The 12217-nt window shown below is 46.7% G+C and carries 11 protein-coding genes; 9 read left to right on the plus strand and 2 right to left on the minus strand.

Annotated elements, in window-relative coordinates; translation table 11 throughout:
• Positions 1-40 precede the first annotated feature (40 nt).
• The 3 genes from K0J45_RS10085 to K0J45_RS10095 all read left to right on the plus strand — a co-directional run bounded on the left by K0J45_RS10085 (position 41) and on the right by K0J45_RS10095 (position 2656).
• A complete protein-coding gene (locus tag K0J45_RS10085) occupies positions 41-976 on the plus strand; it encodes an alpha/beta hydrolase (protein ID WP_220045174.1) in 936 nt (311 codons plus the stop codon).
• A gap of 137 nt (positions 977-1113) precedes the next feature.
• Positions 1114-1770 carry a flavodoxin family protein gene (locus K0J45_RS10090; RefSeq protein WP_220045175.1) on the plus strand — a complete coding sequence of 219 codons (657 nt, stop codon included), beginning with the start codon at positions 1114-1116 and terminating at the stop codon, positions 1768-1770.
• A complete protein-coding gene (locus tag K0J45_RS10095) occupies positions 1757-2656 on the plus strand; it encodes an AraC family transcriptional regulator (RefSeq protein ID WP_220045176.1) in 900 nt (299 codons plus the stop codon). Before K0J45_RS10090 ends, K0J45_RS10095 begins: the two co-directional genes overlap by 14 nt.
• 1668 nt (positions 2657-4324) lie before the next feature.
• Here K0J45_RS10095 and K0J45_RS10100 read toward each other — a convergent pair.
• The gene (locus K0J45_RS10100) at positions 4325-5596 is read right to left on the minus strand and encodes a tyrosine-type recombinase/integrase (protein ID WP_220042477.1); all 1272 of its coding nucleotides are present in this window, start codon (positions 5594-5596) and stop codon (positions 4325-4327) included.
• A gap of 322 nt (positions 5597-5918) precedes the next feature.
• On the opposite strand from K0J45_RS10100, the gene K0J45_RS10105 reads away from it, so the two are divergent.
• Positions 5919-7490: a response regulator gene (locus K0J45_RS10105; protein ID WP_220042478.1), complete on the plus strand. Its 1572-nt coding sequence runs from the start codon at positions 5919-5921 to the stop codon at positions 7488-7490.
• A gap of 170 nt (positions 7491-7660) precedes the next feature.
• Here K0J45_RS10105 and K0J45_RS10110 read toward each other — a convergent pair whose 3' ends face one another.
• Positions 7661-8158, minus strand: coding sequence for a hypothetical protein (locus tag K0J45_RS10110; protein ID WP_220042479.1), 498 nt, complete (start codon positions 8156-8158; stop codon positions 7661-7663).
• Between the two features lie 264 nt (positions 8159-8422).
• Here K0J45_RS10110 and ccoN point away from each other — a divergent pair, with 264 nt between their 5' ends.
• The 5 genes from ccoN to K0J45_RS10135 all read left to right on the plus strand — a co-directional run bounded on the left by ccoN (position 8423) and on the right by K0J45_RS10135 (position 12212).
• Positions 8423-9850, plus strand: a complete 1428-nt coding sequence (gene ccoN, locus K0J45_RS10115) for a cytochrome-c oxidase, cbb3-type subunit I (protein WP_011865783.1) — start codon at positions 8423-8425, stop codon at positions 9848-9850.
• A 12-nt stretch (positions 9851-9862) separates the two neighbouring features.
• Positions 9863-10468: a cytochrome-c oxidase, cbb3-type subunit II gene (gene ccoO / locus K0J45_RS10120; protein WP_011865784.1), complete on the plus strand. Its 606-nt coding sequence runs from the start codon at positions 9863-9865 to the stop codon at positions 10466-10468.
• 15 nt (positions 10469-10483) lie between these two features.
• A complete protein-coding gene (locus K0J45_RS10125; RefSeq protein ID WP_011865785.1) occupies positions 10484-10651 on the plus strand; it encodes a CcoQ/FixQ family Cbb3-type cytochrome c oxidase assembly chaperone in 168 nt (55 codons plus the stop codon).
• A 2-nt stretch (positions 10652-10653) separates the two neighbouring features.
• Complete coding sequence (ccoP, locus tag K0J45_RS10130) at positions 10654-11622, plus strand: cytochrome-c oxidase, cbb3-type subunit III (protein ID WP_220045271.1); 969 nt, start codon at positions 10654-10656, stop codon at positions 11620-11622.
• A 110-nt stretch (positions 11623-11732) separates the two neighbouring features.
• Positions 11733-12212, plus strand: coding sequence for a FixH family protein (locus tag K0J45_RS10135; RefSeq protein ID WP_011865787.1), 480 nt, complete (start codon positions 11733-11735; stop codon positions 12210-12212).
• The last annotated feature ends 5 nt before the right edge of the window (positions 12213-12217 follow it).

Below are 12217 nucleotides of genomic sequence, written 5' to 3' on the forward strand. Positions count from 1 at the left end.
TTAGTGCTACTGGGCCTTTCTATCAGATAAGGTTTTAATTATGAACATCCAAAAAGTGACATTCAGAAATGCAGATATGGCCTGGGATATGGCGGCGCTAATTCTGTTGCCGGAAGGCTTTGACGAGTCAAAACGCTACCCAACTATGGTCAGTGTCCATCCATTTGGTAGCTGTAAAGAGCAAACATCCAGTGCCGTGTACGGTAAAGCGCTGGCTGAGCTGGGGTACGTGGTGATCGCTTTTGACGCCAGTTTTCAGGGCGAATCTGGCGGATCACCACGCTACGTCGAAGACCCAAGCCAACGGGTCGAAGACATCAGCCGTGTGATCGACTATGCGGTTAGTTTACCTTATGTCGACGAAGACAGAATCGGTGGTCTTGGTATCTGTGGTGGCGGCGCTTATATCTTCAACTCCGCTCTGACAGAAAAGCGTTTGAAGGCGGTTGTTGGTATCACCCCGGTAAATTTAGGACGCCTATTCCGAGAAGGATTCAGCCAGTACAATCCAATCGGAGCTCTAGAAGCTATGGCCACCCAGCGTACTGCTGAAGCGAGGGGTGAGAAGCTACAGGTCAATGAGCTTCTGCCGCCGACTCCTGAGTTTGCAAAACAAAATGGAATGACCGAACGCGACCTGTTCGAAGCCACAGATTACTATAAAACACCTAGAGGGCAAGCCGAGGGCGGGGCAACGCGTATGTTGTTCTCTCATGCGCAAAAAACGCTGAGTTGGGATGCTTTTGGTTTTGTAGAAACCCTGATGACGCAGCCAATGATGGCTGTTGTCGGTCAAAAAGTCGGTGCATTTGGCGCGTATCGTGACGGACACGAGATCTATGGCCGCTCTATTATGTCCAAAGACCGCCAGTTGGTCGAATTGCAAGATTGGTCCCACTACGATCTGTATGACCATCCGCAAGCGGTGAGTCTGGCAATGGAGAAAATTGGTCCTTTCCTTAGCCAACACCTCTAACCAACACTTCTAACAAAAAAGGTGAACGTGTCCTGGACACTGCCGAGGGAACGTTCTCTTTTTACAAGGCAGCAGGTTTCGCGCTAAGGCATTTTGGCTTTAGCGACAATTGGCCAAAAGAAACAAAGGAAGCAACTATGGGTCGTTGGATATTGATTGGTTTGCTGATCGTGCTCGCATTAGTAACACTAATAGCCTTGGTCGTGACGCGGATTGAAAACGCCCAGTACGCGAAAAATAGATCGCATCTGTCCAGCACACGGACCGGTCGTGTGGCCAAGGTCAATACGGCTATTGTGGTGTTCTCCCGCTCTGGCAATACTGGCGTCCTGGCGGACCATATTGCGCAGCAAACCGCGGGGCATGTGTATGAGATCACGGCCGAGAGTTACCAACTTGGCATCCCGGGCTGGATTAACGCGCTGAAAGACGCGGGAAGCAATGTCGCCGACATTTCGCCATCGAACATTGAGCTCGAGCCTTATGATACTGTCTATTTAGGTTCGCCTATCTGGCTCTATAGCCCGGCACCACCGATTTGGCAGTTTGTCAAAGACAAAGATTTTACAGGCAAAAACGTCGTGTTATTTAATACCTTCAACAGCAAGTTTAAGCAGCAATACATTGATGATTTTGCTAAATTGGTTTTTGCTAAAGGCGCCAAATCATTCAAGCACAGGTACGTAAAACGAGGACGTATGGGCGACCAAATTTCACAGCAGCAGATGCTGAAAGAATTTGACGCGCAATCTAACGAGGTCAAGCAAGTAGGGCATGTCTATGTTAATCACTAGCGGTAACAGCATGATTCAATCTCTAGCAGATAAAGCATTTGCTTACGGGAGAAGGGAAGGTGACCATGACACCAGCATCCCTGACCTGATGCTTCACATCAGAAACAACCCGACCGAGCCACTGCACTGTATCTATACTTTGAGTCTGTCGCTTATCTTGCAAGGCAGTAAACAAGTCGCTATCGACGACCGTTTGCGCGTCTGTAACGCAGGACAATCTATGCTCACAACATTTGATTTGCCTGTCATTTCCCATGTAACTGAAGCGACAAGGCATCATCCGTTTATCGGCTTAGTCTTGAAGTTGGACTATGGATTAATTGCCCAGACTTGCACTGAACTTAATCTGGAAAGACCATCCAAAGATCTTAGATATCAAGCCATTTCTACCCAAGATATCGATACTGGATTGTGTGATGCGATGAGCCGTTTGCTGGGGTTACATCAGACACCTGAATATATCGAAAGCTTGGCGCAACTGTATAAAAAGGAAATCGTTATTCGATTGCTCCATGGCCCACATGGAATGCACTTGCGACATTTGGCGTCGGTTGGCTCGCCGAGCAGGCAAATCGTACAGATAGTGGCTTGGATGAAGCAGAATTTCGCTCAAGCGATAGGCATCAATGAATTAGCTGACAAAGCCCATATGAGTGCATCAGCCTTTCGGCAACACTTTAAAGCATTGACGGGTAGCAGCCCATTGCAATATCTCAAGCATCTGCGCTTACAGGAAGCGAGGGACCAGATGCTGTTAAATGGTTTAGATGCCAGCCAAGCAAGCGGAGTCGTTGGCTATGAAAGCCCATCTCAATTTAGCCGTGAATACAGTCGGCTATTTGGGCTTCCTCCACAAAAGGATATCCAGCGATTACGTCAGGCGTAATGAATAATGCTGTGTTCCTAGAGTGGTACGCGACATTGCGGCGGGTAACTTGTATCGGAAAAAAGTCGTCTGCAGGCTTATAACAACCTCCATGGAAATGTTCACTTAAACTCAGAATCTGAGCGAATTAAATCCCAACCAAATCATCAAGCTTTCTTACTGTGTCGCAGCAGCCTTGCTAGCGTAAATCCTAAATGTCTAACACAGCAATCGTGTGACGCGCTGTAGCAGAGTGGTGGATTATTGAATTAGTTATGCGGTGAACGAGATTCTCAGTTTGAATGAAAATGCCCATTTTCCCGGAAATCAATTAACCCTACACATCTTATTTAACATAATATACATTGTGCGCATGATTATATATCTAAGACTGTGGTGGAGAGTGAGCCAGATATCAATCTTACAAAGACTAGCCTATATGCCATTTCTACTTTCACTTTTAATTTTGCCTTATCGGCTTATAGCTTGAAAGCTATCTGTCTCGAATACGCCCAATAGAATGAACTCATTGAATAATACTAAGTCCTTTATCTTTCTTTTATCAGTGCTACCTCTTTTTATGGCAACAGAGATTCAGCTCTTTTGGCTGAGTTACAGTTGCTACAGTATCGCTATACTTTTTCATACAGAGCGAACTTACTAAGACTGGCATCTCAACAAGTGCTCCGAGTCGATACTTTAATTCAGCTACTGGCCTTTAGGCATTCCGTTAAAGAATTATCTTAGCTATTCTAAAGTCCTTAATGGTATCTATCGCATTGAGATATTCTTTCTGTGGAGCATTCTAATCAGCATCCAGGGTTTTACTTGCCATGGATTGCTCAATCATTAGGCGTCGCTACGTGAAATCTGGCGGGTAATCCCCTTGTCTAAGTCATTTCATGCACGTAGCGACGCGTGTATTTTGTTTCAGGTTTTCCCTGGGTCAGTTATGCGTTAAATAACGATAGAAGTTTGCGAACTACTAGAGCTAGTGCAGACATAGCCTTCAATTAGCAAGCACTTGGAAAGCTAAAGTTAGTTTAGATGCTTTTAGTGTTACGGGTGTTAGTTAGGTACCAACCAGGCTTGCCGGTTTGATCGTTTCGGTGCGTTACTTTGAATGCATTAATGGAATGCCTGACATTTAGATGTTTAAACTGAGTGCTTTTAAAAGAGTAATGCGAAACTCACTGTATGACTAACTTAACTGCGTTTCAGAGTCTGGCTAACAATCCGCACTAATCAAATGTCTCAGATCTAGATTCGCAGAAGCAAACGTTCAAAAGTAACCTAAGTAACTTAAACCTCATGATATTGAGAATTGTTATATAGAATGAGTGATCCTAGCTAGAGGAACAGTTAAAACAAACTTTTAGTCAGATGCCGATAATGATACTTATCGGCATTAAGCGATTTGAAAAATGGCACGCCATTTTTATAGTTAACAGAATGGCTAAAATTTACACGCCCGGTCATCATAATATTTGTAGATTTGCAGAAACCTTTAGTTAAGCATTAACTAAAGCGTCATATGAGTGACATGGAATCGCAAAACAGCCTGTTTAAACTATTATCGTCAACTCAAATTAGAGCCCTGTCTATTAAGTCTTTTCTTGTTGAGATACTTAAGCGATGCGACCGCTTTAGGCTCCCTACCCGTGTCTTCCCGGACACGGGCTTTTTTGATCATTCGATGCCGGCTAATCTATCCATAGGCTTATTGGCTGCACTCTGATGCCTTTCGGCCTGAGATGTGTGCAGATACTGAGATGTAGTATCGATGCTCTCATGCCCTGCATCAGCCTGAACATGGGATAAAGGCCGACCATTGAGATTAATGTCATGGGTGATCCCGGTATGACGGATGCTATGCACTGTCAGTTTTCGCATTACCTCTGCATCTTCCATAAGACCGTCTGCTGCAGCCTTGTCTGCGGCGTGATTGATCAGCGACTGTACCGCCTCCCTCACCTGGCGAATGCCCAGATTTGCGTCGACCAATCCCGCTTCACGTCCTCGCCCAGCGGCCCTATGGCGCACGAAAATTGGCGTCTGTTCCTGATAGCCGGGTAAAGGTGATAGCCCCAAATGTTGCCGGTACTGTTTGAGTGCCTCTATTAATGCATTGGACAAGGGGATTTGTCGCTGCTTGCCCCCTTTACTCTTGGGAATATGAAAACGCCAGATCCCTGTCTGTTTGTCTTGCTTAAATTGTCCCATGATAGGGCTGTAACCGGTTCGCGCACTCACATCAGATACACGCAAATAACAACCGTAAATCAACTTGATAAGGAACAAACTGCGTTGATGGATGTCAGGTTCCGCGATGGCAAGCTGTTCGACACTTGAGATCACGTAGGACCATTGCAATTCGGTAAAGGCGAGTCCACTGCCCTCCTCTTCACTCATGGCAAACTTTCGCTTATGGGCAAACTTTGAATGGTTCATCCAGGCCTGAGCCGGGTTGCGCTCACAGTAATCTTCCGCCATCAAGAAGCCATAGAATGAGGAGAGTATCGCCATCTTAGTCTTGAGGGCATTATCGCTAAGGCGATACTCTTCCCCTCGTTTTCCAACAAAGGGTCGCCATAACGGATTGGGTACGCGCTGCTGACTCGCCTTGTCGAGTTTAAACTGGGCAACGTTAAATTGACCGATTAACGCTTTTGGTGGCGACTGACAGTAGGCCACGAATTTATCCATGTCACGCCTACTTATCTGCCCTGGCGACTGCTGCACCACATCGAAACACCAATGTAGAAAACAGGTGATTTCGCTACGAAAACTCTTATAACTGTTCTCATTTTCCCTCTGGGCGAACAGTAGATCGGACGCCAACTCATAAACCAAACCTGCATCTTCGACGCTATTCATGGCTATCGCCGTAATGTGCTGATTGATGATGGGATTGCCGGCTTCGATATAGTCAATCGATTCAAATAGAGGTAAGGCGTGCAAGAGTCGACTCCATTAAAAAAGCGCTATGGGATGCCCTACGCACTATAGCAACAAAAGCGGGAAAATATTCAATAAAATTGGTACGTTAGATCAGTATTTGATCGGTTAGATTAAAGAGCGCTTGCTCAGTAAACACCAGTATATGTTTTCCGCCCTTATGTTCGCCGCCCTGCTATCGTCACGCGATACGCAACAAAGAGGGCTAACTGCCTCATTTAATCTGCAATTTCAATTTGTCACCTTCTAAATTCTCCAGCTAAATGCCACGTGAGTTACTACACTAATAAATAAGGTCAATTTAGTTCACCTAAGAGGGGTACGGATGCTAATTGATATGGCGAAAAAGAGTCCACTGTTCTCAGGTAAGAAGAAAGCAGCCGAAACAGAAACAGGACCGGCCTGGCGCATACTGATCGTCGACGATGAGCCCGATGTACACACAGTAACAAAACTCGCACTGTCGCGGTTTAAACTAGATAACCGCGGCATAGAGTTTATTAATGCCTATAGCGGCGAAGAAGCAAAGCGGGTGTTACAAGATGAAAAAGACGTGGCCATGGCGTTTATCGACGTGGTCATGGAGAGCGATCACGCCGGTCTTGAGCTGGTCAAGTGGATCCGTGAAGAGCATAACGACCGCAGCATCAGATTAATCCTGCGTACCGGTCAGCCGGGACAAGCGCCCGAAGAAGATGTGATCGTCAATTACGACATCAACGATTACAAGGCAAAGGCTGAATTGGATTCACGTAAGCTGATCACTAGCGTCTACTCGGCGCTGAGAAGTTACCGCGATATCATGGAGATCGAGGCGGCAAAACAGACACAGATCCGCTACAGAGAGGGGCTAGAGCGTGTCGTCAAGGCGACCTCAGGCCTGTTTGAACTCAGAACTCTGTATCATTTTGCCGACGGCCTGCTGACTCAGGTCGCCAACCTGCTTAACCTCAACAACGAGACCTTGCTGCTAACCTGCAATGCCATCGATGCGATGAGCAGGGATTTAAGTACCGACAAACTCCATATCCTGGCCGGTACAGGCCAATTTGCCAGTCACCATGAACAAGCCATCCCCGAGCCCATCGAGAAGTTGCTTAAACGGGCACTACAGGAACAGACATGTCTGTATGAAGACAACCTGTTTGTGGGTTACTTCCCAGCAAAGAGTGGTTGGATCAACCTGTTGTATATGGACAACATACATGCCATCGGCGATCTGGATAAGAAGCTTATCGATATCTTTGCCATCAATGTTGGCGTCGCCTTCGAGAACCTGCTGCTGAACAAAGAGCTAGAAGATACCCAGTCAGAATTGATCTTCCGCCTAGGCGATGTTGTCGAGAGCCGCTCGAAGGAAGCCGCCAACCATGTTAAGCGTATGGCCGAGTACTGTTATATCCTGGCAAAATTGGCCGGGCTCGATGATCAACAGGCCGATCTCATCAAACACGCATCGCCCATGCACGACATAGGTAAGATTGCGACGCCGGATGCCGTGCTGTTAAAGCCGGGGAAACTAAATGATGAAGAGTGGCAGATCATGCGCCAGCACCCCGCCATCGGTCACCAGATCCTGGGCAACTCAGAGCGCCCTATTCTCAACGCTGCCGCCATCATCGCCTTGCAACATCATGAGAAGTACGATGGCAGTGGTTATCCTGATGGCTTAAAAGGCGATGAGATTCATATCTTTGCGCGCATTGTCGCTATCGCAGATGTGTTCGATGCGCTCTCCCACGAGCGCTGCTATAAACCGGCCTGGCCGTTGGATGAAGTGATAGCCGAGATCGCAAAAGGTGCGGGTTCCCACTTCGATCCCGATCTCACCTCGCTCTTTATCGATAACATAGAACGCTTCAATAAGGTGCGACTAGCCCTAACTGATAGCAATTAAAAATAGCGATTAAGCTTAAGCAATCAGCGGTCGCCGTAAGCGGGTTTTATTGATCTAGTGAGTTGTGTCTATTTTTTGAGTCTAAATATTTGAGTCGAGTGGTTTAGATGAAGCTAGCTGCCTAAAAGGCTCTTTCCTTACAAGGCAGCTTGAGTCGATTAGCACAGCTTTTAGCCATTCTTAGCCGGATTATCGGCCAAAAAATCGTACATAATGGTCTTAGATTGACCGCCTATCTCGAAGCTGGCGATAAGACGCCACACCATATAATTGCTACTGCAAGAACCGTATATTAGCGTTCCTTGATAGGTGTTTTTGCCAGTTTCACTTAAAATGAGTGGAATAACCCCCATAAACATATCTCTACCCTCTACACGAACCTGGAGGTTTTTCAGTGGTTCACTACTGGTCAAGGTCACCGTTAACGGCTCCTCGCTAGGGGTGTTTTCAGGTGAAATCGCTAATGAAATAAGCGTTTCACCGAGTTTTTTATCGCAGGTTTTTTTATGAAAATCGCATAGACTCGGGTCTATTTCAAAGGCGGTTTCGTTAGCCGCTTTTACATCTTGTTTAGGGGCTTTTGGCGCTTTTTCGCAGCCCGTTAACAGGGGCATTAAAAATAGGCTTGCAGTCAGCGTAATTAGGGAGATTTGTCGATTCAGTAGCACAATTATTAACCTTTTGAATCATAGTGTTTACATTCTATCCAGGTAGTTTGATCTGGATCAATATCCTAGGCCGCATAATTCCTATCTTTTTTGATATTGCTCAAGTATCATTGCGTTACTCGGCATTAATTTGCGTTAATGTTGCGTGACACATTGACACAATCTTGTTTGTTTCGTAGGGAAACAGGCCTTTGATGTCATTTTACCGGGTAAAGTGCCGCTTTACTCAAACAATAAGTATAAGTAATAAGCAGTGGAAGCAATATGATGAACCATTCCCAGCCTCAAGGCGCTGATTACAATTACACTGTTGTCCGCCAATTTGCCCTCACCACAGTTTTGTGGGGCATTATCGGTATGACAGTAGGTGTATTGATCGCGGCCCAGTTAATCTGGCCACAACTTAACTTCGAAACTCCATGGCTAACGTACAGTCGTCTAAGACCTCTGCACACCAACGCCGTGATTTTCGCGTTTGGTACTTCAGCGTTATTTGCAACATCCTATTATATCGTCCAGCGTACCTGCCAAACCCGCCTATTTGCACCTAAATTAGCTGCATTTACCTTCTGGGGATGGCAAGCCATTATTCTTTCAGCCGTTATTACTCTGCCGCTTGGTCTAACCAGCAGTAAAGAATACGCTGAACTTGAATGGCCTATCGACATCGCTATTACCATAGTGTGGGTAGCCTATGCCGTTGTGTTCTTTGGCACAATCGTGAAACGAACCACGTCACACATCTATGTGGCAAACTGGTTCTTCGGCGCCTTCATCATCACGGTTGCAGTTCTGCACATCGTGAACTCTATGGCAGTACCTGTCAGCCTGTTCAAGTCATACTCATTATACTCTGGCGCCGTCGATGCCATGGTGCAATGGTGGTATGGCCACAACGCCGTTGGCTTCCTACTGACCGCCGGTTTCCTAGGTATGATGTACTACTTCGTACCTAAGCAAGCAGGTCGTCCTGTTTATTCTTACCGTCTGTCTATCGTTCACTTCTGGGCGTTGATTGCACTGTACATCTGGGCGGGTCCTCACCACCTGCACTACACAGCGCTACCAGACTGGACACAGTCACTGGGTATGGTGATGTCTCTGATCCTGTTCGCACCTTCTTGGGGCGGTATGATCAACGGTATCATGACCCTGTCAGGCGCTTGGCATAAGCTAAGAACTGACCCTGTTCTACGTTTCTTGATCGTTTCTCTGTCTTTCTATGGTATGTCGACCTTCGAAGGTCCAATGATGGCCATTAAGACAGTTAACGCATTGTCTCACTACACCGATTGGACCATAGGTCACGTTCACTCAGGCGCACTTGGCTGGGTGGCTATGGTATCTATCGGTTCGCTATACCACCTGATCCCTGCTATCTACGGTCACGGTCGTATGTACAGCACACAACTGATTAACGTTCACTTCTGGTTAGCGACTATCGGTACTGTACTTTACATCGTTTCAATGTGGATCTCGGGTGTTATGCAAGGTCTGATGTGGCGTGCAGTGAACTCTGACGGCACCCTAACCTACAGCTTCGTTGAAGGTCTGGAAGCATCATACCCATTCTACTTTGTTCGCTTCTTAGGCGGCCTGTTCTTCGTCACTGGTATGCTGCTAATGGCATACAACGTGGTTAAGACAGTAAAAGCGCCAAAAGAATCTTTGCCAGCGCTGGCTGAAGCATAAGGAGTAGATTTGATGAAATTTAATCATGAGATAGTCGAGAAAAACATCGGTCTGCTGGGTATCTTTACCGTAATTGCTATCAGTATTGGTGGCCTGGTACAGATCACTCCCCTGCTTTTCCAAAAAGACACTACTGAGCCAGTAAACGGACTACGTCCATACTCGGCACTTGAGCTCGAAGGTCGTGACATCTACATCCGTGAAGGTTGTGTTGGTTGTCACAGCCAGATGATTCGTCCGCTACGTGCTGAAACTGAGCGTTACGGTCACTACTCTGTTGCCGGTGAATCAGTTTGGGATCACCCATTCCTATGGGGTTCTAAGCGTACTGGTCCAGACTTGGCCCGTGTTGGCGGTCGTTACAGCGACAAGTGGCATGAAGTTCACCTACTTGATCCTCGCGCAGTAGTACCACAATCAAACATGCCTGCCTTCCCTTGGTTGGCCGAGAACGTCCTAGATGGCGAGCTAACGGCTAAGAAGATGGAAGTGTTCCGTGGTTTCGGCGTGCCTTACTCTCAAGATGATATCGACAACGCTAAGAAAGCGGTTGAAGGTAAGACTGAGATGCAGGCACTAATTGCATACCTGCAGTCGCTAGGTCACGCACTGAAATAAATTGGAGGCATAAATATGGATTACGGCACAGTACAAGGGATTATTACCATTGTTGTCATGGTGACGTTTGTCGGTATTTTTGCATGGGCTTATAGCGGTCGCCGTAAAGCGCAGTTTGACGAGGCCGCTAACCTTGTTTTCTCAGATGATGAGAAGCACAAGGACTCAGGAGAACATAAGTGATGATGAGTAGCTTCTGGAGTATTTGGATTACCGTACTCACAATTGTGGTAATCGCAGGATGTTTCATCCTACTGTTTGTTGTCTCTAAAAACACCACAGGTGTTGAAGAAGGCAAATCAATGGGTCACAGCTTTGATGGCATTGAAGAGATCAATAACCCGCTGCCTAAGTGGTGGAGTTATATGTTCTACATCACCATCATCTTCGGTGTGGTCTATCTGGCAGCCTACCCAGGTCTTGGTAACTATAAAGGTTTCCTAGGCTGGTCAAGCTCGAACCAAAGCATTGGTACCGACAAAGGTATCAAGGAAGATTCTGCCGCTGCCGTTGAACTGGCTGCAAATGAACATCGCTGGGTTCAGTATGACCAAGAGGTTGAGAAAGCCAATGCTAAGTACAGCCCGATCTTCGCGGCTTATCTGGCAACACCGCTCGAAGAGCTAGTGAAGAACGAAGAAGCCCTGAAAGTGGGTGGTCGTCTGTTCCTACAAAACTGTGCTCAGTGCCACGGTAGTGACGCGCGCGGTAGCAAGGGCTTCCCTAACCTGACTGACGGTGATTGGTTATATGGCGGCGATCTTGCCACCATCAAGACCACTATCATGAACGGTCGCAACGGCATGATGCCACCAAAAGGCGGTCTACCTATCGAAGACAGCGAGCTGAAAGGCCTGGCTGAATACGTAGTTAAACTGTCTGGTCGCGACCACGATGAAGCCTTGGCCGCTCAAGGTCAGGCATCATTCATGAAAGGTTGTTTCGCCTGTCATGGTATGGACGGTACTGGTAACAAGTTCATGGGTGCACCTAACCTCACCGACAATACCTGGTTGTACGGCGGTAGTCGTGGTGTGATCCAAGAGAGCATTAAGAACGGCCGTTCTGGTGTAATGCCTGCTTGGAAAGATGTCTTGGGCGAAGAGAAAGTTCACGTCATCGCAGCCTATGTTTATAGCTTGTCAAACAAGTAATTACATATAAGTAACACCAAGGCCTCGAAACAGATCGAGGCCTTTTTTTTAAGTGCTATCACTGCCTTTTAACGGTAAGATATGGCCAACAAAAATAACAGGTAGTATCCATGAATAAACCACAAGCTTGGTATAAACAGTTTTGGCCTTGGTTTCTGATTATTTTGCCGCTGTGTGCCGTATTTGCCAGTGTGAATTTGATGTTGCTCGCAGTCGAAAATAAAGACTCCTTAGTATCGGAAGACTATTACAAAGACGGCAAGGCCATTAACATGGACCTGCGTAAGATTAAACACGCCAAGCAACTTGGCTTGCAGTTTGAGTTGCATCTGACCCAAGATGAACTCACCCTCACCCAGCATGGCGGTGAGCCCTATACAGCTGCGCTCAACGTATCCTTCTATCATCCAACGCTACAAGAGAAAGATTTCGCCGAGGTTGCCACCGCTGACGGTAATCAGGTTTACCATATTGCGCTCAACTCGCCACTTCAGGGCAGCTGGGAAGTCAGACTGGAAGGGTTTGATGGCACATGGCGCATCCAGAAACGTCTCGAGCTAAAAGATAATCAACAATACTGGTTAAATTAATCTTT

The organism is Shewanella alkalitolerans, assembly GCF_019457575.1.
Lineage (GTDB): Bacteria > Pseudomonadota > Gammaproteobacteria > Enterobacterales > Shewanellaceae > Shewanella > Shewanella loihica.